General features: G+C 59.1%; 19 protein-coding genes and 2 pseudogenes. 10 read left to right on the forward strand and 11 right to left on the reverse strand.

Annotated elements, in window-relative coordinates:
* Window positions 1-4 precede the first annotated feature (4 nt).
* From JFT66_RS02940 to JFT66_RS02950, 3 genes are all read right to left on the reverse strand, one after another.
* Entirely contained in the window at window positions 5-871 is an 867-nt protein-coding gene (locus JFT66_RS02940) for a carboxylate/amino acid/amine transporter (RefSeq protein WP_198858719.1), read from the reverse strand.
* A 203-nt stretch (window positions 872-1,074) separates the two neighbouring features.
* A complete protein-coding gene (locus JFT66_RS02945) occupies window positions 1,075-1,674 on the reverse strand; it encodes an FMN-dependent NADH-azoreductase (RefSeq protein ID WP_034117162.1) in 600 nt (199 codons plus the stop codon).
* A gap of 151 nt (window positions 1,675-1,825) precedes the next feature.
* On the reverse strand, window positions 1,826-2,140 hold the full coding sequence (locus JFT66_RS02950) for a hypothetical protein (protein ID WP_034117163.1): 315 nt from the start codon (window positions 2,138-2,140) through the stop codon (window positions 1,826-1,828).
* Between the two features lie 49 nt (window positions 2,141-2,189).
* Here JFT66_RS02950 and JFT66_RS02955 point away from each other — a divergent pair, with 49 nt between their 5' ends.
* The 5 genes from JFT66_RS02955 to aqpZ all read left to right on the forward strand — a co-directional run bounded on the left by JFT66_RS02955 (window position 2,190) and on the right by aqpZ (window position 7,327).
* Window positions 2,190-3,113 carry a LysR family transcriptional regulator gene (locus tag JFT66_RS02955; RefSeq protein WP_198858720.1) on the forward strand — a complete coding sequence of 308 codons (924 nt, stop codon included), beginning with the start codon at window positions 2,190-2,192 and terminating at the stop codon, window positions 3,111-3,113.
* A gap of 14 nt (window positions 3,114-3,127) precedes the next feature.
* Complete coding sequence (locus JFT66_RS02960; RefSeq protein WP_034117165.1) at window positions 3,128-3,931, forward strand: alpha/beta fold hydrolase; 804 nt, start codon at window positions 3,128-3,130, stop codon at window positions 3,929-3,931.
* A gap of 3 nt (window positions 3,932-3,934) precedes the next feature.
* On the forward strand, window positions 3,935-4,531 hold the full coding sequence (locus tag JFT66_RS02965; RefSeq protein WP_198858721.1) for a peptidylprolyl isomerase: 597 nt from the start codon (window positions 3,935-3,937) through the stop codon (window positions 4,529-4,531).
* An 82-nt stretch (window positions 4,532-4,613) separates the two neighbouring features.
* Complete coding sequence (locus JFT66_RS02970; protein WP_034117167.1) at window positions 4,614-6,446, forward strand: ABC transporter ATP-binding protein; 1,833 nt, start codon at window positions 4,614-4,616, stop codon at window positions 6,444-6,446.
* A 179-nt stretch (window positions 6,447-6,625) separates the two neighbouring features.
* A complete protein-coding gene (gene aqpZ, locus JFT66_RS02975; RefSeq protein ID WP_034117168.1) occupies window positions 6,626-7,327 on the forward strand; it encodes an aquaporin Z in 702 nt (233 codons plus the stop codon).
* A gap of 11 nt (window positions 7,328-7,338) precedes the next feature.
* Here the strand turns inward: aqpZ and JFT66_RS02980 are convergent, their stop codons facing one another.
* Window positions 7,339-8,463: a GNAT family N-acetyltransferase gene (locus tag JFT66_RS02980; protein WP_034117897.1), complete on the reverse strand. Its 1,125-nt coding sequence runs from the start codon at window positions 8,461-8,463 to the stop codon at window positions 7,339-7,341.
* 284 nt (window positions 8,464-8,747) lie between these two features.
* Between JFT66_RS02980 and JFT66_RS02985 the strand changes: the two genes are divergently transcribed.
* On the forward strand, window positions 8,748-10,070 hold the full coding sequence (locus JFT66_RS02985; protein ID WP_034117169.1) for a putative porin: 1,323 nt from the start codon (window positions 8,748-8,750) through the stop codon (window positions 10,068-10,070).
* A 76-nt stretch (window positions 10,071-10,146) separates the two neighbouring features.
* On the opposite strand, the gene JFT66_RS02990 is transcribed toward JFT66_RS02985, so the two are convergent.
* The 3 genes from JFT66_RS02990 to JFT66_RS03000 all read right to left on the reverse strand — a co-directional run bounded on the left by JFT66_RS02990 (window position 10,147) and on the right by JFT66_RS03000 (window position 12,208).
* The gene (locus JFT66_RS02990; protein ID WP_034117170.1) at window positions 10,147-10,380 is read right to left on the reverse strand and encodes an anti-sigma factor family protein; all 234 of its coding nucleotides are present in this window, start codon (window positions 10,378-10,380) and stop codon (window positions 10,147-10,149) included.
* On the reverse strand, window positions 10,374-10,988 hold the full coding sequence (locus JFT66_RS02995) for an RNA polymerase sigma factor (RefSeq protein WP_034117171.1): 615 nt from the start codon (window positions 10,986-10,988) through the stop codon (window positions 10,374-10,376). Before JFT66_RS02995 ends, JFT66_RS02990 begins: the two co-directional genes overlap by 7 nt.
* A 98-nt stretch (window positions 10,989-11,086) precedes the next feature.
* The gene (locus JFT66_RS03000) at window positions 11,087-12,208 is read right to left on the reverse strand and encodes a beta-ketoacyl-ACP synthase III (RefSeq protein ID WP_034117172.1); all 1,122 of its coding nucleotides are present in this window, start codon (window positions 12,206-12,208) and stop codon (window positions 11,087-11,089) included.
* A 498-nt stretch (window positions 12,209-12,706) separates the two neighbouring features.
* On the opposite strand from JFT66_RS03000, the pseudogene JFT66_RS30135 reads away from it, so the two are divergent.
* From JFT66_RS30135 to JFT66_RS03015, 3 genes and pseudogenes are all read left to right on the forward strand, one after another.
* Window positions 12,707-12,883: pseudogene (locus tag JFT66_RS30135) on the forward strand (DUF7840 domain-containing protein); the annotation flags it as partial.
* A gap of 139 nt (window positions 12,884-13,022) precedes the next feature.
* Window positions 13,023-17,717 carry an RHS repeat-associated core domain-containing protein gene (locus JFT66_RS03010; RefSeq protein ID WP_198858722.1) on the forward strand — a complete coding sequence of 1,565 codons (4,695 nt, stop codon included), beginning with the start codon at window positions 13,023-13,025 and terminating at the stop codon, window positions 17,715-17,717.
* Window positions 17,714-18,346 carry a hypothetical protein gene (locus JFT66_RS03015; protein ID WP_198858723.1) on the forward strand — a complete coding sequence of 211 codons (633 nt, stop codon included), beginning with the start codon at window positions 17,714-17,716 and terminating at the stop codon, window positions 18,344-18,346. The genes JFT66_RS03010 and JFT66_RS03015 overlap by 4 nt, the downstream gene beginning before the upstream one ends.
* Before the next feature lie 122 nt (window positions 18,347-18,468).
* Here JFT66_RS03015 and JFT66_RS29725 read toward each other — a convergent pair.
* From JFT66_RS29725 to aceK, 3 genes and pseudogenes are all read right to left on the reverse strand, one after another.
* Window positions 18,469-18,657 (reverse strand): annotated as a pseudogene (locus JFT66_RS29725) (group II intron reverse transcriptase/maturase); the annotation flags it as partial.
* Window positions 18,658-18,754: 97 nt separating this feature from the next.
* Window positions 18,755-22,666: an ATP-dependent RNA helicase HrpA gene (gene hrpA, locus JFT66_RS03020; RefSeq protein ID WP_034119253.1), complete on the reverse strand. Its 3,912-nt coding sequence runs from the start codon at window positions 22,664-22,666 to the stop codon at window positions 18,755-18,757.
* A gap of 70 nt (window positions 22,667-22,736) precedes the next feature.
* Window positions 22,737-24,452 carry a bifunctional isocitrate dehydrogenase kinase/phosphatase gene (aceK, locus tag JFT66_RS03025; RefSeq protein ID WP_198858724.1) on the reverse strand — a complete coding sequence of 572 codons (1,716 nt, stop codon included), beginning with the start codon at window positions 24,450-24,452 and terminating at the stop codon, window positions 22,737-22,739.
* Window positions 24,453-24,593: 141 nt separating this feature from the next.
* On the opposite strand from aceK, the gene JFT66_RS03030 reads away from it, so the two are divergent.
* Entirely contained in the window at window positions 24,594-25,478 is an 885-nt protein-coding gene (locus tag JFT66_RS03030) for a DMT family transporter (protein ID WP_034119255.1), read from the forward strand.
* A gap of 33 nt (window positions 25,479-25,511) precedes the next feature.
* Here JFT66_RS03030 and JFT66_RS03035 read toward each other — a convergent pair whose 3' ends face one another.
* A complete protein-coding gene (locus JFT66_RS03035; protein WP_034119256.1) occupies window positions 25,512-26,372 on the reverse strand; it encodes a DMT family transporter in 861 nt (286 codons plus the stop codon).
* Window positions 26,373-26,589 lie beyond the last annotated feature (217 nt).

The following is a 26,589-nucleotide window of genomic DNA, read 5'->3' on the forward strand; positions in this document are numbered from 1 at the left end:
CAGATCAAGCAATCGACTGTCGCCGAGCGCTATCAAGCCGGGTGATCCACACCGCCCCCACAATCACCAAGCCGCCCAGGGCCAGACGGCCCAGCGGTTCATGCTGGTTCCAGATCAGCAGGTTCAGCAGCAGGCCAACCGGCACATGCAGGTTGTTCATCACCGCCAGGGTGCCGCCATTGACCAGGCAGGCCCCCTTGTTCCACCAGTACAGGCCCAGCGCCGTGCTGACCAGGCCGAGAAACACCAACACACCCCATTGCAGCGGCGCCTCCGGCAGGAAGTTGGACTTGCCGAACAGCAGGAACGCCGGCAGCACCACCAGTAGCGCCCCCAGGTAGAAATAGCCGAAGCGGCGGTAGTGCGGCAGATCACTCGGATAACGCGCCACCAGATGCTTGTACATCACCTGCCCGGCGGCATAGGTGAGGTTGGCCAGTTGCAGCAGCAGGAAGCCCATGAGGAAGTGCGGGGTGATCTGGTCAAAACGGATAATCGCCGCGCCCGCCACCGCCACCAAGGCTGCCACCAGCGCCCAGGGGTTGAAACGCCGGTTGAGCGCGTCCTCAATGAGGGTCACGTGCAACGGTGTGAGGATGGTGAACAGCAACACCTCAGGCACCGTGAGCACACGAAAGCTCAGGTACAAGCACACGTAGGTCACGCCGAACTGCAGCGCACCGATAATCAACATGCCGCGCATAAACGCAGGTTCCACCGAGCGCCAGCGTGTCAGCGGGATAAACACCAGCCCTGCCAGCAGCACCCGCACCAGTACCGCAAAGTAGCTGTCGACATGACCGGCGAGGTATTCGCCGATCAAGCTGAAGGAAAATGCCTGAATCAGGGTGACAACCAGTAGATAGCCCATGTGCGCCTCATTTCGAATGGGCGCGACATTAAAGCTTTTCGGGACTTGAAGAAACTCGGCGCAAAAAAAACCCGACCTCGCTGAAGCGGCAGTCGGGCAGGAGCACTCAGGAGCTACAAGTGCAAAGGGAGGTTCGATACGCGTACTTGAAGGGTTTGCGTGGCGCCATATAAACAGCGCGGGATTATCTGGCGATTAAAGCTTCAGGCGACTTGCGCCAGCTGTGCTTTTGCGTGATTGATGCCCTTCTCCTGGAAGTCACCACCCAGGTTCACCCCTTCGGCGTGAATGAAGGTGACGTCGTGAATCCCGATAAATGCCATGACCTGGCGCAGGTACGGTTCCTGATGATCCGAGCTCGCGCCGGTATGAATGCCACCGCGAGCGGTGAGTACGATGGCACGCTTGCCGGTCAACAGACCCTGTGGCCCGGTGGCGGTGTACTTGAAAGTCACACCGGCCCGCAACACGTGATCCAGCCAGGCTTTAAGGGTGCTGGGGATGGCAAAGTTGTACATCGGCGCGGCCATCACCAATACGTCCGCAGCCAGCAGCTCGTCAGTCAATTCATTGGAGCGGTCCAGGGAAACCTGTTCATCGTCGTTACGCTGATCGGCCGGCTTCATCCAGCCGCCCAGCAGGTTGGCGTCCAGGTGAGGCACTGGGTTGAGCGCCACGTCACGCAGGGTGATGCGGTCCGCCGGATGGGCTGCTTGCCAGTGGCTGATGAACTGTTGGGTGAGCTGGCGGGAAATCGAATCCTGCTGGCGCGCACTGCTTTCGATGATCAGGACATTGGACATGGCTTCGTAGGCTCCATCGGTAATTGCTGTAAGTCGATGGAGCGAAGGTTATCCAGGGCCTATTCGATAAAAAAGCGCAAAAAACTGCTATAACCCATCTAGAAATTTGTTCTTAAGCGGAGTATTCCTGTGGACATGCTCCGCTGCTGCTTTATTTTGGGGCGCAGACCAAGGCAATACGCATCTTGATGATCGCCCGGTTGAACTTGGCCGTGGCGTTGGTGCTTTTGCCGGCGGGCACGGTCACGGTGCGACGGCGCGGTGATTCCGGGCCGTTGGTGAAGGTTACCGAACACACCGCGTCATTAGCGCCGTAATTACTCAATTGGATCGAACTGATGTCGGCGTCCACATCGGATGCTGTGTAGTCCACGCTTACACCGTCGATCTTTTTAGTCACGTCGATGGGGTAGGCAAACGCGCTAATCGGCAGCAGCGCCAGCAACACACAACAGAATTTTCTCATTCGGCAGTCTCCAATAAGGATCGCCAGCTTAGGACAAGAGGAGCTCATCTTGAAAGCGCCCCGCGTTACCCTCGATCAATGGCGCACGTTGCAGGCTGTGGTTGACCATGGCGGCTTCGCCCAGGCGGCTGAAGCGCTGCACCGTTCGCAATCCTCGGTGAGCTACACCGTGGCTCGTATGCAGGATCAACTCGGCGTGCCGCTGCTGCGCATCGACGGGCGCAAGGCGGTGCTGACCGAGGCCGGTGAAGTGCTGCTGCGTCGCTCCCGGCAACTGGTGAAGAACGCCAGTCAACTGGAAGACCTTGCCCATCATATGGAACAGGGATGGGAGGCCGAAGTGCGCCTGGTAGTGGATGCGGCCTATCCCAATGCGCGCCTGGTGCGCGCCCTGACTGCGTTTATGCCGCAGAGTCGCGGCTGCCGCGTGCGCTTGCGTGAAGAGGTGTTGTCCGGCGTCGAAGAGCTGCTGATCGAAGGCGTAGCCGACCTGGCAATTTGCGGTTTCAGTATCCCCGGTTACCTGGGCACCGAAATGAGCGATGTGGAATTTATCGCCGTGGCCCACCCCGAACATGCGTTGCACCGCATGAATCGAGAGCTGAGTTTCCAGGACCTGGAAAGCCAGATGCAGGTGGTCATCCGCGACTCCGGCCGCCAGCAACCGCGCGACGTGGGTTGGCTGGGCGCCGAACAGCGCTGGACGGTCGGCAGCCTGGCTACCGCCGCCGCCTTCGTGGGCAGCGGCCTGGGCTTTGCCTGGCTGCCGCGGCACATGATCGAGCGCGAACTGGCCGAAGGCGTACTCAAGCAACTGCCCCTGGAACAAGGCGGCAGCCGTCACCCGACGTTCTATCTCTACTCCAACAAGGACAAACCCCTGGGGCCGGCGACGCAGATCCTCGTGGAATTGCTGCGTACCTTTGACACCGCTCCCTTGGACGCGCCTTTTGCCGCTCCCCAACAAGCCTGAAACGGAGTTCACCCATGGCCTGGTTCGACCATGAAGGCTGCAGCCTGCATTACGAGGAATACGGCCACGGCAACCCGCTGATACTGATCCATGGCCTGGGCTCAAGCTGCCAGGATTGGGAGATGCAAGTGCCGGTACTGGCCCGGCACTACCGCCTGATCGTGGTCGACGTGCGCGGTCATGGCCGCTCCGATAAACCCCGCGAGCGCTACAGCATCCAGGGCTTCACGTTCGACCTGCTCGCCCTGATCGAGCATCTGGACCTGTCGCCCGCCCACGTTGTGGGTTTATCCATGGGCGGCATGATCGCCTTCCAACTGGCGGTGGACGACCCCGCGCGAGTCAGAAGCCTGTGCATCGTCAACAGCGCGCCCGAAGTCAAGGTGCGCAGTGCCGATGACTATTGGCAGTGGGCCAAGCGCTGGACCCTGGCCCGCGTACTCAGCCTGAGCACCATCGGCAAGGCCCTGAGCGAGCGACTGTTCCCCAAACCACAGCAAGCCGACCTGCGCCACAAGATGGCCGAACGCTGGGCAAAAAACGACAAACGTGCTTATCTCGCCAGCTTCGACGCGATTGTGGGCTGGGGCGTGCAGGAACAACTTTCGAGGATTACCTGTCCAACCCTGGTCATCAGCGCCGACCACGACTACACCCCCGTGGCGCAGAAAGAAATCTATGTAAAACTGCTGCCCGATGCGCGACTGGTGGTGATCGAAGATTCCCGCCATGCCACGCCCTTGGATCAACCCGAAGTCTTTAATGCGACCTTGCTCGATTTTCTAAAGACAGTCGAAACCACTACCCAGGATCACTGACCCATGCTGAAAAAACTCGCCTTCTTTGCCGGCTCCTTTCTGTTTGCCGCCAACCTGATGGCCGCCACCGCTGCTGCACCGGTGAAACCTGCCGCACCGGCCAAGTCCGCCGCGCCTCACGTGCTGATCAGCACCACCAATGGCGACATTGAAATCGAACTGGACCCGGTCAAGGCGCCGATCAGCACCAAGAACTTCCTCGCTTATGTCGACAAGGGCTTCTACACCAACACGATTTTCCACCGTGTGATCCCGGGTTTCATGGTCCAGGGCGGCGGGTTCACTGCGCAAATGTCGCAAAAACCCACCGAAGCACCGATCAAGAACGAAGCGAGCAACGGCCTGCACAACGTGCGTGGCACCTTGTCCATGGCCCGCACCAATGACCCGAACTCGGCCACCAGCCAATTCTTCATCAACGTCGCCGACAATGCCTTCCTCGACCCCGGTCGCGATGCCGGTTATGCCGTATTCGCCAAAGTGGTCAAGGGCATGGACGTGGTCGACATCATCGTCAACTCCCAGACCACCACCAAGCAAGGCATGCAGAACGTGCCAATCGATCCTGTTCTGATCAAGTCGGCCAAGCGCATCGACTGAGGTCTGCAGGTAGCTTCGCGCGGTGCCCGCACGGCACCGTGCGCATTTGAAAGGAGAGCCCGCCCGGCGGGCGTCAAACCTAATGCTCTATCGTCGCTTTGAACAACTGATCGATATTTTCCGCGACGCTCCCAGCGCGGCCCCTCCCGAAAAAGTCCTGCCCTTCTATCTCTATTACCTTCGCCAAGTATGGCCGTGCTTCGCCGCACTGCTGGTGGTCGGGCTGGTCGGTGCGCTCATCGAAGTCGCGCTGTTCAGCTACCTGAGTCGCATCATCGACCTGGCCCAGGGCACGCCACCGGCGAATTTCTTCCAGATCCACAGCACCGAGTTGATCTGGATGGCCGTGGTCGCCCTGCTGTTGCGCCCGATCTTCAACGGGCTGCATGACTTGCTGGTGCACCAGACCATCAACCCCGGCATGACCAGCCTGATCCGCTGGCAGAACCACAGCTACGTGCTCAAGCAGAGCCTGAACTTCTTCCAGAACGATTTCGCCGGGCGCATCGCCCAGCGGATCATGCAAACCGGCAACTCCTTGCGTGACTCGGCCGTGGCGACAGCCGAAGCCATCTGGCACGTGTCGATCTACGCCATCAGCGCCCTGGTGCTGTTTGCCGAGGCCGACTGGCGGCTGATGATCCCGTTGATCACCTGGATCGTTTGCTACAGCCTGGCTCTTCGTTACTTCGTACCGCGCGTGAAGCAACGCTCGGTGATTTCCTCGGAAGCGCGCTCCAAGTTAATGGGCCGAATTGTCGACGGCTATACCAATATCACCACCTTGAAGCTGTTCGCCCATACGCAGAATGAGCAGGAATACGCCAAGCAAGCGATCATCGAGCAGACCGAAAAAACCCAACTGGCCGCTCGCGTGCTCACCAGCATGGACACCGTAATCTGTATTTTGAACGGCCTGCTGATTGTGACCACCACCGGCCTGGCCCTCTGGCTGTGGACCCAATCGCTGATTTCCGTCGGTGCAATTGCCTTGGCCACTGGGCTGGTGATCCGCATCGTCAACATGTCCGGCTGGATCATGTGGGTGGTCAATGGCATCTTCGAAAACATCGGCATCGTGCAGGACGGCCTGAAAACCATCGCCCAGCCACTGGCCGTGATCGATCGCGACAACGCCCCACGCCTGGACGTGCCCCAGGGTCAAGTGCGATTCGAGCAGGTGGACTTCCACTACGGCAAGAAGAGCGGGATCATTGGCGGCCTCAACCTGGAGATCAAGGCCGGGGAAAAGATCGGCCTGATCGGCCCGTCCGGCGCAGGCAAATCGACCCTGGTCAACCTGCTGCTGCGCCTGTACGACCTGCAAGGCGGGCGCATCCTGATCGACGGCCAGAACATCGCCGAAGTGGCCCAGGAAAGCCTGCGCGAACAGATCGGCATGATCACCCAGGACACCTCGCTGCTGCACCGTTCGATCCGCGACAACTTGCTGTATGGCAAACCCGACGCAACAGACGAAGAGCTCTGGGCCGCCGTGCACAAGGCCCGCGCCGATGAGTTCATCCCGCTGCTGTCGGACTCCGAAGGCCGCACCGGGCTGGATGCCCATGTGGGTGAACGCGGGGTGAAACTGTCTGGCGGTCAGCGGCAACGTATCGCCATCGCACGCGTACTGCTCAAGGACGCGCCGATCCTGATCATGGACGAAGCCACCTCAGCGCTAGACTCGGAAGTGGAAGCGGCGATCCAGGAGAGCCTGGAAACCCTGATGCAGGGCAAGACGGTGATTGCGATTGCGCACCGGTTGTCGACCATTGCGCGAATGGACAGGTTGGTGGTGCTGGAGAAAGGCCAGATCGCCGAGACCGGCAGCCATGCCGAGCTGCTGGCACATGGCGGGCTTTATGCGCGGTTGTGGCAGCATCAGACCGGCGGATTCGTGGGAATAGATTGATTTCATTGGATAGGTGCACCGGCAATTCCGAACAATTCTGACAGCTTTCTCTATCCCGCTGGTCTTGAGACACAATCCTGCTGTACTGCAATCAGGCCCCTGGAGGGCCCTGATTTAAGGCAGCAGGGATGCTTCACAGACCCGTTAATCAGATAGAGAAATCTACTAAGGATGTGTTCATGTCACTGTTCAAGCGTTCCGTAACGGAAGGACTGGGTACGTTTTGGCTGGTGTTGGGCGGCTGCGGGAGTGCGGTGTTGGCCGCAGCGTTCCCCAACGTCGGAATCGGTTTGCTCGGTGTGGCCCTGGCGTTCGGGCTCACGGTGCTGACCATGGCATTTGCCATCGGACATATCAGCGGCTGCCACCTTAACCCGGCGGTTTCGGTGGGGCTGGTAGTGGGCGGAAGATTTCCGGCCAAGGAGTTGCCGGCCTACATCGTCTCCCAGGTGATCGGCGGCACTGTCGCCGCGGCGCTGCTGTACTTTATCGCCAGCGGCAAGCCGGGATTCGAACTGGCCACCGGGCTGGCAAGCAATGGTTATGGCGAGCACTCACCGGGTGGTTATTCGATGGTGGCAGGGTTTGTCTGTGAGCTGGTGATGACAGCGATGTTCGTGCTGATCATTCTTGGCGCCACCGACCGCCGCGCTCCGGCGGGCCTGGCACCTATCGCCATTGGCCTGGCGCTGACGCTGATCCACCTGATCTCGATCCCGGTCACCAACACCTCGGTCAACCCGGCCCGCAGCACGGGGCCTGCGTTGATTGTCGGCGGCTGGGCGCTCCAGCAGTTGTGGATGTTCTGGCTCGCGCCGATCCTCGGCGCGGTGATCGGCGGCGTGACCTACCGTTGGTTGGGCAAGGAGGAGCAGGCTTAAAGGCAAACGAGTCAGCCCTGCCGATAAGGCAGGGCTGCCCTCGCCTCTTCGGCATACGCCAGAATCCCCACCCGCTCCCGCTCAAGAAAATCCTCCACGGCACTCTTCAACCCAGGATGGCGCAGGTAGTGCCAGGAGCGGGTAATCACCGGTTCAAATCCGCGAATCAATTTGTGCTCACCCTGGGCGCCGGCGTCGAAGCGTTGCAGGCCGTGGGCGATGGCATAGTCCATACCCTGGTAGAAGCAGGTTTCGAAATGCAGCCGGTCGAATTCTGCCAGGCAGCCCCAGTAACGGCCGTAGAAGCTGTCGCCACCGATCAGACTAAAGGCCATGGCCACCGGGCGCGGGCCTTGTTTGGCCAATACCACGCGGATCGCCTCGGGCATGCGTTCGGCCAACAGGCTGAAAAACGCCCGGGTCAGGTAGGGCGATTGGCGGCGTACCGCGTAGGTGTTGGCATAGCAGGCATAGACAAAATCCCACTGGGCTTCGCTGAGCTCATGGCCTTTCAGCCACTCGAACTCGATACCCTGCCCTGCCACTTGTTCGCGCTCTTTGCGCATCTGTTTACGCTTGCGTGAACTCAGGGCGTCGAGGAAATCCTGGAAATCACGGTAGCCACGATTCTGCCAATGAAACTGGCAGCCCAGGCGTTGCATCCAGCCCGGTTGCCGGGCCAGAGCATCATCGGCCAAGGCGTCGGTGAAATTGATATGAGCGCTGGAGAGCCCTTCGATTTCCAGATAGCCCGGCAGGCTGTTCAACAGTTCGAAGCCGTCCTCGGCATTGGCGGCCAAAAGACGTGGGCCGCTGACGGGGCTGAACGGTACGGCCGTCAGCAGCTTGGGGTAGTAGTCGATACCGGCGCGCTGGCAGGCATCGGCCCAGCCATGGTCGAACACGTACTCGCCGTAGGAGTGCCATTTGCGATAACTGGGCAATGCCGCCACCAACCGCTCCCCTTCCCAGTGCAGCAAATGCTCCGGCTGCCAGCCCGAATGCCGGCCCAGACTGGCGCTGTCTTCCAGCGCGCTCAAGAACCCATGCCGCACAAAGGGCTGAGCCTGCGGCACCAGGGCGTCCCAGAGCTCTGGGGCGATTGCGGACAGGCTGTCCAGGCGTTGCAACGGCATCGGCATCCTCACTGATTCTTGACGTGAAAGCCTGGCGAGTATCGCTTATCAGACCCCGGCGCACACCACGAAAACACGCCGACAGACGTGAAAATAATTAGTTCCGCCCTCAACCCGTTTGTCATCTAGATGAAATCACTTAGCCACTACTCCGTCATAAACGATCGCGATACTGACGCCTGTTTTTAGAGCGCCGGCTTCTAGCAGGCGGCTATTTTTCCGTCCGTCATCGGTCGGTTGTGTCCTGGATGGTTTGCCATCCCTCCTCACTTTCGGAGATTGATATGCGTCTTGCTTCCACTAAAACTGCGGCGGTCCTGTGTGGCGGCCTGTTGCTGGCCCTGAGCCTACCGGCCAGCGCTGCAGTCGACGCTAAATTGCTCGACATGCTCAAGGCCAACGGCCAGATCACCGCAGCGCAGTACACCGAACTGCAAGCGGAACTGGCCAATGACCAGAAAGAAAAGCAGATCGCACGGCAAGCTCAACAAGAGACCAACGAGCAGATCGCGGCCACCGCGAAAAAAACCAACGACCTGAGCGTGTTCGACCAGAAGCTGGCTTGGGCTGCGAAGACCCAGTTCAAGGGGGATGTGCGTTTCCGTCAGGAAACCATCAAGATCGATGGCGAGCCTAACAACGGTGGGCGCGATAAGGACCGTCAACGTATCCGTGCCCGCCTGGGTGCGTACACCGAAATCAACCCGCAGGTAGACACCGGTATTCGTATCGCCACTGGTGGTGGCGACGATGCGCGCTCTACCAACCAGGATCAGGACGGTTACTTCGATAAAAAATCGATCTGGCTGGACCTCGGCTACATCGACTACCACCCGGACCAGATCAAGAACCTGCACATCATCGGCGGCAAGATGCTCCAGCCGTGGGTAAGCATGGGCGACGTGATCTGGGATAGCGACATCAACCCTGAAGGCCTGGCAGTCACCTACAAATACCCACTGGGCAGCAGCGCCGAACTGTTCGGTAGCCTCGGAAACTACAACCTCAAGGACAACGTCGACGGCGACGGCGTGCAATTTCGCCACGACCTGCGCCTGACGTCCGGCCAGTTGGGGACGCGTTTCTCGGTCACCGACAACCTGAAAATGACCCTGGGCGGCAGCGTCTACGCCTACCAGAACGACAAGGACAGCCGCTGCACGACCACCACCACGCCTTGCGCACTGGCGGTCAACGGTAACTCGGCCAACAACGAATTCCGCCTGTATGAAGGCTTTGCACAGGCAGATGTCGGCGGCCTGGCAGTGCCCCTGTCGTTCTACGGCCAATACGTGAAAAACAACGATGCCGTGACCGATCAGGACACCGCCTGGTTGCTGGGCGCCAAGTCCAAAGTGTTCGGTTTCAACCTGGACTACAACTACCGCGACGTGCAACGTAATGCGGTCGTAGGTGCCTTCACCGATTCGGACTTCGCCAACGGCACCACCGGTTCACGCGGCCACAAAATGAAAGTCAGCTACGACATCGACAAGAACTTCGCCCTCGGCGCCACCTACTTCCTGACCAAGGCTGACTTCGCCAGCCGCACTCAGCGTGATGCCAACACCAACACCCTGCAGTTGGATGCTGAAGCCAAGTTCTAAGAAAAACAGCTTTGAGCGGCAAGTGACGAGCTTCAAGTAGAAGCGCGCCACTTGTCGCTTACAACTTGGAGCTGTTTTATTGCTCTTTGCGCCGTTCGGCCGCCAGCCGTTCAGCCAGCGCATCAGCCCCCTCCACCGGCTCCTGCGGCAGGATCTTCAGCGTCGCCTGCATCAGGCGCATCTGACGGATAAAGCGCCGGCAGTTCGGGCAGAACATCAAGTGATGACGCACCATCAGACGTTCACGAAAGGTCAATTGACCATCAAGATAGTCACTGGAGCGTGCTACTTGCTCTCTACAGGTCAACATTCTCCCGTTTCCTCAAAATGCTCCACCGTGGCGAAGACTTTAAGCCGTGCCCGATGCAACAGCACACGCACGTTGGAGAGCGAAAGGGTCAGAAGATTACAGATTTCTTCCAGCTCCAGGCCCTGGCGCTCACGCAACACCAGCACACTGCTTTGCAATTGGGACAAACTCAGAATCGTGTGCTCCAGGCATTTGCGCAGTTCATCTTCGGTCAACAGCGCTTCCGGGGTGTCCTGGTGCCAGGCATACGGGGCAACTGCCCAATGGCCATCATCCGGGCTGAAGCGGTCATCACCAATGGTGCCGTGGGGCGAAGGCAAATCATCGAGCAGTACTTCCCGGCGATTTTGTTTGTAACGGCTTTTGGCGGAGTTGGCCGTGATGGTCAACAGCCACGTCTTCAGGCTGGATCGCCCTTCGAACTTGGCGAGGTTGCGCACCACCGAGAGCCAGGCATCTTGCACCACCTCGTCGGCGTGACGCTGGCCGACGATGGCATATGCTACCGCCCGCATTGCGCTTTGATAAGTGGTGACTAATTCCTTGTAGGCCCGCTGCTCTCCCTTGAGCAGGCGTTCAAGCAGGTGCGCGTCGTCCGCTGCTGCCATCGTTTACCTCAATCTTGCCTTGGAGATACGGTCAATGTGGCAGCTGGCTTGCCTGCGATACAGGCAGCTCCCACATTTGACCGCGTCGGGCCGCGCAATCAGCGCTTGCGCAGGATCACACTGCCAATCGAATATCCGGCGCCAAAAGAGCTGAGTACGGCAACAGCGCCCTTGGGCAGGTCATCCTGGTAGGTGTGAAACGCAATCACTGAACCGGCCGAGCTGGTATTGGCGTAAGTATCGAGGATCACCGGCGCTTCTTCCACCGACGCCTCGCGCCCCAGTAATTTCTTCACGATCAGATGGTTCATGCTCAGGTTGGCCTGGTGCAGCCAGAAGCGCTTCACATCCGTGACACTGAGCTGGTTTTCGGCCAGGTGCGCACCGATCAACTCGGCCACCATTGGGCAGACATCGCGAAATACCTTGCGGCCTTCCTGTACGAACAGCTTGTCAGGGGCTCCGACGCCCTCTTCCGCGGTGCGGTTGAGGAAGCCGAAGTTGTTGCGGATGTTATTCGAGAACTGGGTCAGCAGCTTGGTGCTTACCACGTCGAACTGATGCTCGGATGTCGCCAGGTCGGCGCGCTCCAGGATCACTGCGGTGGCAGCGTCACCGAAGATGAAGTGGCTGTCACGGTCACGGAAGTTCAGGTGGCCGGTGCAGACTTCCGGGTTGACCATCAGGATCGCCCGGGCCTGGCCCAACTGAATGCTGTTGGCCGCGTTCTGGATGCCGAAAGTGGCGGAGGAGCACGCCACGTTCATGTCGAAACCGAAGCCCTGGATACCCAAAGCCTCCTGGACTTCAATGGCGATCGCCGGGTAGGCACGCTGCAGGTTGGAGCAGGCAACGATCACGCCATCGATATCGGCGGCGGTCTTGCCGGCGCGTTGCAGGGCTTGTTCCGCAGCGCCGACAGCCATCTGGCACAGCACCGACCACTCGTCGTTGCTGCGCTCAGGCAATCGTGGAGCCATGCGCTGCGGGTCAAGGATGCCGTCCTTGTCCATCACGAAACGGCTCTTGATACCGGACGCTTTCTCGATGAATGCCGCGCTCGACTCGGTCAGCGCCTGCACCTCGCCACGCTCGATGGCGGCGGCATTGTCTGCGTTGAACTGTTGCACATAGGCATTGAAAGACTGCACCAGCTCTTCGTTGGAGATGCTGTTGGCCGGGGTATACAGGCCAGTGCCGCTGATGACGACGTTATGCACGGTCGTTCCTCTAAATCTGTCAGGCAGAAGATATTGGTACCGTCGTACCAAACTGTAAGTCGTTTGATCCCGTCCAGCGGCCATCAAACTGGCAACGCTTTATTCCATCGCGCCGCTTTGACGACGATCCCGGCATTTATAACCGCGAAGTTTGCCACAAACCCGGAATTTTGGCGCCATTATCCAGGGTAGCCCTCATTTTAATGTGGGACCTGGCTTGCCTTAATGCCGGTCAGTTAAGCGAACGAAATGCTCAAAGCAGCGAAGATCAAATGTGGGAGCGGGCTTGCTCGCGAAGGCGTCGGCCCAGCAAACATTGAGGTTGACTGACCCTCCGTTTTCGCGAGCAAGCCCGCTCCCACAGGGGATCTGCGCTTAACTGACTGGCATTATGGCTTGCCTGCGAAAGCCATGAGTATCTACACAACTCTCGGTACGCCACAGGTTCAGCGCAATACCCAGAGTTGTGTAGATACTTATGCCATCGGCGCACAGATCGAAATCCTGGTCACCCACGTCAACGGCGGCACCTGGCAACTGAGCGACGACATGCTCGGCTTCGCCCTCGGCACCATGCGAGTGAAACACAACAACGATTTCAGCGAAGCCATCTCCCCTGCTGCCAGCTTCAACACCGGCGTGCTGTGGAAAAACCTGCTGGGCAACCTGAGCCTGGTGAAAAATCCCACATAACCGCCGGATAAGCTCTACTCCTCAGCCCTGAAAACCGCTGCAAAGTCCCTCGCCTGATTAAACAGTGCGAGGGATTGCAGATGGTATTTTTCGTTAGAGCCTCGGTTGACGGGGGGCTCCCATGATCGGAGCCACCAACCAGGCTATCGGCTTTCTGGTTCTGGCCGCGATGGATTCTAAGACGCGTGACGTCGAATCCGTACTCACCGATTTCCGCCAATGCCTCAACGCCTACGACACCTGGGCAGAGAGTTTCCCCAGCTTTTCGGCACTGGATGTCGAGCAGGTGTTCAAGGTCGGAAATGAAGTGGCGCTGGTAGCACCGATCAACCGCTCTATCCTGCCCAGCAGTACTGTCGCTACATGTCAGGCCAACGGCACTCTGACGCTGGTGCACATGTTCCAGAGTGTTCGGTTCGTGCCTATTGGCAATACGCCAGTGATGGTGCAACGCATAGATCTAAACGGTGGCGCGCTGGGCAAGCCGATCCATAAAACCATCGGCCCCAGCGGCATTCTGGAAATCACCGAGTGTGATCGCAACCAGCAGTACCGAGTCAGTTTTTACCCCAACGTTTCCACGGCGCATTTCAAGGCCCTGTATGCCTCTTATCAGTCGGTTATCGCACCGCTGGAAGACTGGCTGCGCAATGAATGGCACGACACATTCGAACCGCTATGGAAGGGCTATTCCGAGGCGAACTTTCTCAAGCGCTACCTTTCGTTGCACCACGCCTACGCCCGAGGATTTGGCGAAGCGCTTTATTCACTGTGGGACAACATCAAGCAATTGTTTCAGTGGCTTGCAGATCCGCTGGCCAATGCTGAAAAGCTACTGCATTACCTTTCCCAGGACGAGCTTGAAAAGCTACTGGCATTAAGCACAGAGACCCTTGCCAAGGGCCTGCTCGTGCTCAGCGATGAACCCTTGCTGTTCATCTACCTGGCGACACTGGTCAGTTGGATGCGTTTGTTGCCCCCGCCGTATATGAACGAGCTGTTGGGGGAAATCAGTGCCGAGGTACTGATCAATCTATTGTTGGCGCTGGCGACAGGCGGTATGGGCGTTGTGCTGCGCATGAGTACGCAAGTGCTGGCTGGCATCAAGTCTCGCCGCGCCCGCGAATGGTTGGAGCGGCTCGCCACGCAATTCAATAAGGCCCGCTTGGATGAGCACGCCGAAGCTGCCAAGCCCATATTGCTCAGCAGCCAGGCAACGCCGATCAGGACGGTACCGGTTGCGCCGTTGAAGGCTGGGGATCAGGTGGTTTCAAACCCGATGCCGGCGGTGCGCAGCAAGTCTCAGCAGACCGTATTGGTCCGACAGGAGCACGTCGATGATGCGCCTGTCATGGCTTCGAATCCGAAGGGGGATGCGGCGGCCCCAGCGAATAAAACTGCAACCAATGGCTGTCCGGTGTCGATGGTCACCGGCGAGGAATTGCTGACCCTCACCGATGGTGCGCTGGACGGGATTTTGCCGTTTGAGTGGACACGGTTGTATCGCACCAGTGCGGTAGAAGTGGATTGTGGGTTGGGGTTTGGGTGGAGTCATTCGCTGGCGCACAGCCTTGCTGTTTCTGGCGACTCGGTGGTGTGGACCGATCATGAGAACCGCTCGACCACCCTGCCCTTGCCCACATCTGCCCGGCCCGCGATCACCAATAGCCTGGCGGAAGCGGCTATCTACTTGGGCTCGGCTCCTGATGAACTGGTGCTGGCCCAGGCGTCGCGGTTTTATCACTTTCGCGATGGTGTGCTGGTTTCGATCAGCGATGCGTATGACAACCGCCTGCGCATTTGCCGTGATCGTTCAGGGCGGATTGAGCGGCTGGATAACGGCGTCGGTCGCTCGCTTTTGTTGCGCTATGAACTGGATCGCATCGTCGCGGTGGACTACCAGGTTCATCGCGCAAAAGGGCGTGAGCCCTACGTCTGGGTGACCGAGCAGAACGTTGTTTCCTACGCCTATGACGAAGATGGACGACTGGTTTGCGCGACCAATGCCGTCGGTGAAAGCGAGGGTTATCGGTACGACGATCAGCACGTCATTGTTGAGCGACAGTTGGCCGGTGGGGCGAGTTTCTTTTGGGCGTGGGAAGGCTCCGGCAAAGCGGCACGCTGCGTCCGACATTGGGCGAGTTTTTCGCAGATGGACACGCGGTATGTCTGGGGGGATGACGGGCGCGTCACCGTGCATAACGCCGATGGTAGCCAGGAAGTCTATGTTCACGATGACCGGGCGCGGTTGGTACAGCGCATCGATCCCGACGGCGCCGAGCATTTCAAATCCTACGATGAAAAAGGCCGGCTGACCGTCGAGCAAGATCCGCTGGGGGCGGTGACGGCCTATCAGTACGACGAAGCTGGGCGCTTGGTGGCGTTATTTCCGGGGGATGATGAGCCGACCACCTACGAGCATGACAACGGTTTTGTACGAGTTGTACGGCGTGGTGAGGCGGTCTGGAAATATGAGCGTAATGATCAGGGCGATGTTACGCGTAGGACCGATCCCGATGGGCAGGTTACGGACTACAGCTACAACAAACAGGGGCAACTGACCGGGGTTTGGTATCCCGATCACAGTTGTCATCGGTTGGTGTGGAATGAGCGTGGGCAGCTCGTTGAAGAACAACTGCCCAATGGCGGATTTAAGCGCTATCGCTATGACGACCTGGGACGGCAAGTTGCCCTTGAGGATGAGCATGGCGCGCTGACTCAGTATCAATGGGACTGCGTCGGTCGGTTGATTCGCCTCGTATTGCCAGGCGGCGCTACACGCGAATTCAGCTACAACCCCTACGGAAAAATCATCGCCGAACGCGACGAACTCGGCCACGTCACCCGCTACGAATACGCCGACGGCCTGCACCTGATCAGCCGTCGCATCAATGCCGACGGCACCCAGGTCAAATATCGCTACGACAATGTTCGGCTGCTGCTGACCGAAATCGAAAACGAAGTCGGCGAAACCTACCAACTCGACTATCACCCCAACGGCCTGATCCAACAGGAAACCGGCTTCGACGGCCAGCGCACCGCCTACGTTTACGACCTCAACGGCAACCTGCAGGAAAAGACCGAATACGGCGACGACGGCAGTCAGCTAGTTACCCGCTACGAGCGAGACCACGCCGGACGTCTTGTACGAAAAACCCTGCCCGATAACAGCGTTGTCGACTATGCCTACGACCGCCAAGGCAATCTCCTCAGCGTCGAGGACGGCCACTGGGCGTTAGCCTACGAGTACGACCGCCAAAACCGTCTCACCGCCGAACACCAAGGCTGGGGCACCTTGCGCTACGGCTACGACGCCTGCGGCCAACTGAAAAACCTGCGCCTGCCGGACAACAACCGCCTCACCTTCAACCATGACAAAGGCGGCCAACTCGCCACCGTCGAACTCAACGGTGAAGAGCTCACCTCGCATCTATTCAAGAGCGGTCGCGAACACCAACGCCAGCAAGGTCAGCTCCTCAGCCACTACCACTACGACGAACAAAACCGCCTGCACGCCCACTCGGTTACCCAACAGCAAAACCACCTCTATCAACGCCAATACGACTACGACAAAAGCGGCAACCTCACCCGCCTGCACGACACCCGCAAAGGCCAACACCTTTACCACTACGACCCCCTCGCCCGCCTGACCCGCGCCGATCATTCGCAAGACGTACAGGAACGCTTCGGCCACAACCCGGCGGGCAACCTGCTGATGCAAGATCGGCCGGGCCCGGACATCGTCGCGGCCAACCGCCTGGTGATCCAAGGCAACCGCCATTACGACTACGACGCCTTCGGCAACCTTATCCGCGAACGGCGCGGGAAGGGCCAGCAACTCGTCACCGAATACCGCTACGACTGCCAGCATCGGCTGATCGGCATCACAAAGCCGAACGGCGAAACCGCCAGTTACCGCTACGACCCGTTTGGGCGGCGCATCAGCAAAACCGTTGATAACAAAACCACAGAGTTTTTCTGGCAAGGCGACAAGCTGATTGCCGAACACCATGCGGACTGTCATCGCAGCTACCTCTACGAACCGGACAGCTTCCGCCCATTGGCGCTGCTAGAAGGCTATGGTCCAAAGGACACCGAGCCCTACCACTACCAACTCGACCACCTTGGCACACCGCAGGAACTCACCACGCCTGAAGGCGAAATCGTCTGGTCCGCCCACTACCGCGCCTACGGCCAGATCGCCCGGCTCGACGTAGGCAAAATCGACAATCCATTACGCTTCCAAGGTCAATACTTCGATCAGGAAAGCGGGCTGCACTACAACCGCCATCGCTACTACAATCCAGATATTGGCCGTTATCTGACACCGGACCCGGTGAAATTGGCGGGAGGGATCAATGCCTATCAGTACGTGCCCAACCCTACCGGGTGGGTGGATCCACTAGGCCTAAGTTCGTGCCCTGGTGAAAATGGATGTAAGCCGACACACGGCGCTGATGCCCCCGGAAAACATGCCAAGGTCCACGAAGGAGATGCGGAACTCCCCAAAGGAACCGATAGCAAACTATCTAGAAATGGTGCATTTAAAAGAGCAAAAGCAATAGGCGGAGTCCCACAAACCCAACACCCAACGCGAATACGCAGAGTCAAGATCACAGATCAAGAACAATATACGGAGGGTAGAGTGTATATTTTTGAACTACTGGAACGCCAAATAGAAATCCGGGAGCACTCGCTCGGCCATAAAAAAGGGAACCTTGGTCCACACTTCAATACAGAGGCCAGTATCGATGGAGAGTCAGCACCATTAAAAAACCACACAGACAACCACTCATACTTCAAGAGACAAAAATGAAATCAGTATTCATCAGAGAAATAGGTATTCATCCTTGGGATCAGCTACATCCCACCCACAATGAAAACTATATAACGATCACACTACTTAACCAAGATTATTCTGGGGCTTGGAATACTTGGTGCGAGTTCAGCTCGCTACTTAAATCAAAATGGCCAAGCATCGTACAATGGAACACAAAGCTATTACCTTATTACAATAAGACCCAAGAATATCTTTCACAAAAGAACTTCTACAAAAACTCCAAACCAGGAGATATTTTAAGAAAAAACGATTCAACCAACATTTACTCCCAGGTAATAAATTTAGATTGCGATCCGTTTCGGATAGACCCTAACCGTATGACTTGCTATCGAACATCTGTAACACTCATGCTGAATACTAACGACAGCCTTGAACACCTATGGCGCAATCTAAGCAAACTCACAGACATTTCAAAAACTGACGACTTCAAACTAATTCTTTCTGACGAGAGATCTATTTCCTTCCGGTTCTATGATGCAGAAACACATGGTGTTGCCCAGCTCATTTGCCACTCAGAACACTTGCCTTTTTTAAACAAAATCCTTCAGAAAATGAACCTGGAAGAAATTCAGCAGGAAGGTGTTTACGCATATATCCACAGGTAATGGATTTAGGAACGCGACATTCACCTTGCTTACTTTACGTGCATGTCCTCTCAGAAGAGCTGAATATTGGACTACTTAGCGCCGGGCAGAAAGCTGGTAAACAGACGCACTCTTTTGCCCTATGCCTCGCTGGGCCGAAAGGTGAAACCAAGAAAGGTAAATTGCGTCGTTAGGTAAATTGCTTTTCGGTTACTGCCCTTGCAGTAGACGATCTTCGACTTGTCCGGGTGCATGATCAGCAGACACTTTTCCAAGCGTTCCTTGATTGCCGCCATGACCTCGCATGCCTGCTTTTCGCTATGGCAATGAATACCCTATGCTGCGATGGCAGCGACTGGGTATCACTGATACACCGAGGCGTCTGCATCGCAGGCAAGCCAGCTCCCACCTGGACAGATGTGGTCTTTATCAAGCTTCCACCAGGCTCCATTGCTTGCTCAGGCGCTTATCGGAAATCGGCACCTTGGTACCCAACTGCTGGGCAAACAATGACACCCGATATTCCTCCAGCCACCAGCGGTATAGCTCCAACTGCGGGTCGCGCTTACCTTCCTGGGTGTGTTTGTTCAGGCGGTTCTGGTACTGCGCCCACAGGCCGCTCAACTCGGTACTCCACACCCGGTCCTTCTGTACCTGGCTCGGCAGTTTTTCCAGGCGCAGTTCGATGGCCTTAAGGAAACGCGGCAGTTCCTTGAACCATTGCGCCGGGGTTTCCCGCACAAAACCCGGGTACACCAGGTTGCTCAGTTGCTGCTTGATGTCGTTCAAGGCCACGGCCTGGGCCAGGTCGATCTTGCCTTTGAAGCGCTTTTGCAGGCCGTGCCACAGTTTCAGCACTTCCAGGGTCAGGCGCGCCAGGCGCTCGGCGTGTTCGGTCCAACCGCCGCGCTTGCGTTCAGCCAAAGCCGCGAGGCCCGCGCCGTCGCGGGGCAGGCTGGCCTCGCCTTCGAGCACGCAGGTATCGAGGCTGGCCAGCAGAATGTCTTCCACCAGCGCGTCGATACGCCCCAGTTCGCGGTACATCAAGCCCAGCTCGGTCAGGCCCGGCAATTTGCCGCGCAGGAATTTCGCCGGTTCCGCCAGTTGTTGCATCAGCAGGCGCTGCAACGCGCGGCGATGCTGGAACTCGGCTTCGGCGGCGGTGGAGAAACGCCCTTCCTTGACCGTGCCGTTCTCTTCCACCAGCGCCGGGTACACCGTCATCGACAGGCCGGCGATGTTTTGCTGGGTCTTTTCAGCCACCGCCGCGAACACCTTGGCTTCTACAGGCTGTTGGCTTTTCGCGGTTTGCGGTACGGCCAATGCGGCCTGGCTGGCCTCTGCAAAACGTGCGGTCAGTTCGGCCAGGTCGCGACCTTCGCCAAGGAACTTGCCCTGGCCGTCGACCACTTCCAGATTCATCTTCAGGTGGCTTTCCACCTGTTGTGCCGCTTCGGCCCAAGCCTCATCGCTGACCCGCGCACCGGTCATGCGCAGCAACTCGCGCCCCAGCGCCTGGGGCAGCGAGCCCTGGCCGAATTCGATGCGTTGCAGCGCCGCCTTGACGAAGTCCGGCACCGGCACGAAGTTTTTGCGCAACGCCTTGGGCAAGTTACGCACCAGGGCGATGCACTTGGCTTCGATCACCCCCGGTACCAGCCACTCCAGGCGTTCGGCCGGCAACGCCGGCAGCAACGGCGCCGGCACACGCAGGGTGACGCCGTCGCGGGGGTGATTGGGTTCGAAGTGGTAACTCAAGGCCAGCGCCAGGTCGCCCAGGTGCAAGGTGTCCGGATAATGCGCGGCGGTGACTTCACTGGCCTCGCGGGCCAGCACGTCTTCTTCGCGCATGATCAGCAGTTGTGGGTCTTTCTGGCTGTGGACCTTGTACCAGCTGTCGAAGGTCGCCGTCTGGTGGATCTCCGCCGGCAGGCGCGCATCGTAGAAGGCGTACAGGGTTTCTTCATCGGCCAGGATGTCGCGGCGGCGGGCCTTGGCTTCCAGTTCGTCGAGTTGCTCCAGCAGTTGCTGGTTGGCCGTCAGGCACTTGGCCCGGGACTGAATTTCGCCGCGTACCAGGCCCTCACGGATAAACAGCTCGCGGGACACCACGGGGTCAATCGGCCCGTAATGCACCGGCCGACGCCCGACTATGATCAGCCCGAACAGGGTGATCTGCTCAAACGCCACCACTTGGCCGCGCTTCTTCTCCCAATGGGGTTCGAAGTGGTTTTTCTTGATCAGGTGCCCGGCCAGCGGCTCGATCCAGTCGGCGTCGATCTTCGCCACCATGCGCGCATAAAGCTTGGTGGTTTCCACCAGTTCGGCGGTCATCAGCCATTGCGGGCGCTTCTTGCCGATGCCGGACGAGGGGTGAATCCAGAAGCGCCGCTGCCGCGCCCCGAGGTAATCGCCGTCTTCGGTTTTCTGGCCGATCTGGCTGAGCAGGCCGGACAGTACCGCCTTGTGCAGTTTCGGGAAGTCCGCCGGTTCTTTATTGATGCTCAGCTGCATGTCGCGGCAAATCAGGCTCAACTGACGATGGGAATCGCGCCACTCGCGCAGGCGCAGGTAGTTGAGGAAGTTCTTGCGACACCAGTTACGCAACGGGCTGGCAGTCAGTTCCTGGCGCTGCTCTTCAAACCCGCGCCACAAATTGACCAGCCCGGCGAAGTCCGAATCCGGGTCTTTCCACTGAGCGTGGGCCTGGTCGGCGGCTTGTTGGCGCTCCGGCGGGCGCTCGCGCGGGTCCTGGATCGACATGGCGCTGGCGACGATCAGCACTTCCTGCAGGCTGCCGAGCTTGGCCGCTTCCAGCAACATGCGGCCCATGCGCGGGTCCACCGGCAGGCGTGCGAGCTGGCGGCCCAATGGCGTGAGCTGGCTGTTGCGGTCCACCGCCGAGAGTTCTTGCAGCAGGTTGAAACCGTCGCTGATCGCCTTGCCATCGGGCGGTTCGATAAACGGGAAATCGGTGATTTCACCCAGGCGCAGGTGCAGCATCTGCAGGATCACGGCGGCAAGGTTGGTGCGCAGGATTTCCGGGTCGGTGAATTCCGGGCGGCCGATAAAGTCCTCTTCGCTGTACAAGCGAATGCAGATGCCCGGCTCAACCCGGCCACAGCGGCCTTTCCGCTGATTGGCGCTGGCCTGGGAAATCGCCTCGATCGGCAGGCGCTGCACCTTGGCGCGGTAGCTGTAGCGGCTGATGCGCGCGGTGCCGCTGTCGATCACATAACGAATGCCCGGCACGGTCAGCGAGGTTTCCGCGACGTTGGTCGCCAGCACCACGCGCCGGCCCGGGTGGGATTGGAAAATACGCTGCTGCTCGGCCGGTGAAAGGCGTGCATACAGCGGCAGGATCTCGGTGTGCTTGAGCTGGGCCTTGCGCAGCATGTCGGCGGCGTCGCGGATCTCACGCTCGCCCGGCAAAAACACCAGCACGTCGCCGGGGCTGCGGCGTTCGCTGCGCTCATAAGCGGCGATTTCATCGAGGGTGGCGAGGATTGCCTGATCGACGGTCAAGTCGTCCTCGACGCGGTTGCCCTCTTCGTCCTGTTCCAGGGTCAGCGGGCGATACCAGGTATCCACCGGGAAGGTACGGCCAGAGACCTCGACAATCGGCGCATCGTCGAAGTGCTTGGAAAAACGCTCCAGGTCGATGGTCGCCGAGGTGATGATGACTTTCAGGTCGGGGCGACGCGGCAGCAGGGTCTTGAGGTAGCCGAGCAGGAAGTCGATGTTCAGGCTGCGTTCGTGGGCTTCGTCGACGATGATCGTGTCGTAGCGTTCCAGGTAGCGATCGTTCTGGGTTTCAGCCAGGAGGATGCCGTCGGTCATCAGCTTGATCAGGGTGTTGGAATCGCTCTGGTCTTCGAAGCGCACTTGATAGCCGACCAAAGCGCCCAATGGTGTGGCCAACTCTTCTGCGACACGGCTGGCGACACTGCGCGCTGCAATCCGCCGTGGCTGGGTGTGGCCGATCAGGCCGTACTGGCCGCGGCCGATTTCCAGGCAGATTTTCGGCAACTGGGTGGTCTTGCCCGAGCCGGTCTCGCCAGCAATGATCAGCACCTGATGCTTGAGCAGCGCGTCCTTGATTTCATCGCGCTTGGCGGCAATCGGCAGGCTGTCGTCATAGCGAATCAGCGGCAGGCTGGCGCGCCGCGCCGTGACCTGGGCACAGGATGCCTGCATGCGCGCCACCCACTGCGCCAGCTTCTCCTCATCGGGCTTCTTGCGCAGCTCGAGCAACTGCCGGCGCAAGCGGTGGCGGTCGGCGAGCATGGCGTGATCGAGGGTTTTCAGCAGTTGGTCGATGGTGGGTGCTTGGTCAGTCATCAGGTGCGTTTGGGTCGTCTATTTATGCAGGGGGCGGATTGTCGCAGAAAACCCTGGATGTGCGCGCCCCTCATTCGCTATCGCGGTCCTTGCGCCGGTACGGGAACACATCAATGACCTTGCCAGCGCGAATCGCGTCTTGCAGGCCCTTCCAGTAATCGGCGTTGTACAGCTCGCCATGCAGCTCGTCGAACAACTTGCGCTGGCCGGCGTCGGCAAACAGGAACGGCGGGAATTCTTCGGGGAATACGTCCAGCGGGCCGATGGAGTACCACGGCTCCGAGGCCATTTCATCCTCTGGGGTACGCGGCGCGGGGATATGGCGGAAGTTGGCTTCAGTGAGAAAGCAGATTTCGTCGTAATCGTAGAACACCACGCGGCCGTGACGGGTGACGCCGAAGTTTTTCAGCAGCATGTCGCCGGGGAAGATATTCGCCGCCGCCAGTTGCTTGATCGCCAGGCCGTAGTCTTCCAGGGCTTCGCGCACCTGGGCGGGGTTGGCGTTGTCGAGGTAGAGGTTGAGCGGGGTCATGCGCCGTTCCGTCCAGCAGTGGCGAATGAGCACCGTGTCGCCTTCTACCTGGACCGTACCGGCGGCGACCTCCAGCAACTCGGCCAGGCACTCGGGCTCGAACTTGCTCAAGGGGAAGCGGAAGTCGGCGAACTCCTGGGTGTCGGCCATGCGCCCTACCCGGTCGACGCTTTTCACCAAGCGATACTTTTCGATCACCGTGGCCCGGTTGACGTTTTTCGACGGCGAAAAGCGGTCCTTGATGATCTTGAACACGGTGTTGAAGCCCGGCAGCGTGAACACACTCATGACCATGCCACGCACACCTGGAGCCATGATGAACTGGTCATCGGTGGTCGCCAGATGGTTGATCAACGCACGGTAGAACTCGGATTTGCCGTGCTTGTAGAAGCCAATGGAGGTGTACAACTCGGCAATGTGCTTGCCCGGCAGGATGCGCTTGAGGAAGCCGATGAATTCGGCCGGCACCGGCACGTCGACCATGAAATAGGAACGGGTGAACGAGAAGATGATCGACACGTCGGCTTCGTCGGTGATCAACGCATCGATCTGGATGCCACGGCCTTCGCGGTGCAGCAAAGGGATGACCAACGGCCATTGTTCGTCACGGGTGTAGATGCGCCCCACGAGGTAGGCGCCTTTATTACGGTAGAGCACCGAGGAAAACAACTCGACCTTGAGGTCCGGGTCTTTGCACACCCAATCCGGCAGGTTTTCCCGCAATTGGGCTTCGAGGCGTTGCAGGTCTGCCGGCAGGTCGGCGTAGGGCTCGCTGAAGCTGTAGTCCGAGAAAACCTGCGCCAACATGTCTGCGAGGTTACCGGCCGGTGTGTAGATCCGGGTTTGCGCCGCCCGCGCCCGGCGCAGGCTCGGCCGGGTGGTGTGGATGAACATGCAGCCGTCGCTGATCAGGTCGTGGCTGAACAGGCCGCAGAAGATCGAGTTGTACCAGGTCTCGGACAGTTCATCGTCAAAGCGCAGGTCGATCAGGCCGATATAGGCACTTTTCACCAGGGGCCACAGGTCGATGTCCTGCAACGCGGCCCCTTCGAAACTTGCCCGCAGGCGGGTGGTGACTTCGCTGACCTTGTCCTCATACAAGTTGATGCGCGCCGCGGAAGCGGCCTGCCCCTGCTGCCACTGGGCCTTCTCGAAACGTTCGCGGGCGCCATCGGTGATTTGGCGGAAGTGCTCACGGTAATCGTCGAACCCGTCGAGGATCATTCGGGCGATAGCGAGGGCGGGCTGCGACATGCGGGAAACCTCGAACGGGTAACTGGAAGCCCAGAGCTTAGCCAGTGAACCGAGGCAGGAGAAGGATGATTTGTACTTAGACATTGTGTCGGCCCGGACGCTGGGCAACACTCCCCCGCCTGATTGGCATAGGAGTTTTCCGTGAGACCTGTCGACACCCTGTATCTGCTGGGACTGGCTGCCATCTGGGGCGCGAGTTTTCTGTTTATGCGCATCATCGCGCCCGAAATCGGCACGGTGCCGACTGCGTTTTTCCGCGTGTCGATTGCCGCCGCCGGCTTGCTGGTAATCCTGGCGATGATGCGCGTGAGCTGGGATTTCCAGGGCAAGTTCAAGACGGTCCTGCTGCTGGGCGTGATCAACTCCGGAATCCCGGCAACCATGTACTCGGTGGCGGCCCAGGTATTGCCGGCGGGTTATTCGGCGATCTTCAACGCCACCACACCGTTGATGGGCGTGCTGATTGGCGGGTTGTTCTTCAGTGAACGCCTGACACCGTCGAAAATCTCAGGGGTAGCCTTGGGGCTGTTTGGCGTCGCCGTGCTCACGCGCGCAGGGCCGGTGGCATTTGATCTGGAATTGTTGATGGGCGCACTGGCGTGCCTGTTGGCGACCACCTGCTATGGCTTTGCCGGTTTCCTGGCGCGGCGCTGGCTGGATCAGCGCGGCGGGTTGGACAGCCGCCTGTCGGCCTTGGGCAGCATGCTTGGCGCTACATTGTTCTTGCTGCCGTTGTTTGCCTACAGCGCCATCAGCCAGCCACCGGCGAGTTGGGGCGGCTGGCAGGTGTGGGCGTCGCTGCTGGGGCTGGGATTGGTGTGTACAGCATTTGCGTACATCCTGTACTTCCGCTTGCTGTCATCGATTGGCCCGGTCAAGTCGATGACCGTGACCTTCATGATCCCGCCGTTCGGCGTGCTGTGGGGGGCATTGCTGCTGGATGAGCCGTTGTCCATGGCCCATCTGTATGGCGGGGTGTTGATCGCCGGGGCGTTGTGGTTGGTGCTGCGCCCGCAAAAACTGTAGGAGCGAGCGTGCTCGCTCCTACAGGGGTAGGTTTCAGTTTTTACGGAATACAAAGACCAGACCGACAATGATCAACACCATCCCCAACAGGCTCAACACGGCCAGCCGATTGCCGAAGATCAGGTAGTCCATCACCGCCGTCACCGCCGGCACCAGGTAGAACAGGCTGGTGACATTCACCAGGTTGCCGCGGGCAATCAGGCGATACAGCAACAACGTCGCCAGCACTGACACCACCAGCCCCATCCACAGCACCGGCAGGTAAAAGCCCGCGCTGTGTTCAAAGTGGAACGGCTGGAAGGGCACGAACACGGCGCACAACAACAGCCCGGCCAGATATTGCAGCGGCAACGTGCCCAAGGGGTTGTCGGTGATGCGTTTTTGCATGATCGAGCCCAACGTCATGCTCGCCAGCGCCAGCAGCCCGAACAGCATCCCGGCCAGGGACATGCCCGCCAGCCCGATGCCCTGGTACACCACCATGATCAACCCGGCCAAGCCCAACCCCAGGCCGAACAGCCGGCGCCAGGAGCGCTGGCGCTCCATCAGCACCACAGTGAGGATCGGCTGTACGCCCATGATGGTCGCCATCACGCCGGGCGTGACTTTGAGGTCCAGGGCCAGCAGATAGAAAATCTGGTAGGCCCCCAACAGCACCAGGCCCGTCGCCGCTGCATACAACATCGGCCTGCCGGGACGTGGCATCTTCAACGTGAGGATAGGCACCAGCAGCACCAACCCCAGCAGGGCGATGGCAAAACGGATCAGTAGAAAGGCAAAGGGTGAAGCGTGAGCCAGGCCCAACTTGGAAAAGATCGCCCCGCTGCTCCACAGCAAGACAAACAGGCTCGTCGAGGCCACCGCGGCCACGGATTGTTTCGAAAGAACAGACATGAGTTACCACCTGTAATCAGGCAAAAAAGCCAATTCAGCCAAGGCTGAAATTCGGTAGGTTTTTTTCAGGCAGGCACAGGGCAACAGCGAATCGCTGATCAGCCCGAAATGCCAACACCCGGCGGTGATACGACTGCGTACACCGGCGTGCTACTGACAGGTGGGGGGTAGTGACTGATCTGCGCAGGCTGCTTGCCGCCGCACGGCACGACCACAG

The sequence above is a fragment of the Pseudomonas sp. MF6755 genome, from assembly GCF_016405635.1.
Lineage (GTDB): Bacteria > Pseudomonadota > Gammaproteobacteria > Pseudomonadales > Pseudomonadaceae > Aquipseudomonas > Aquipseudomonas haemolytica.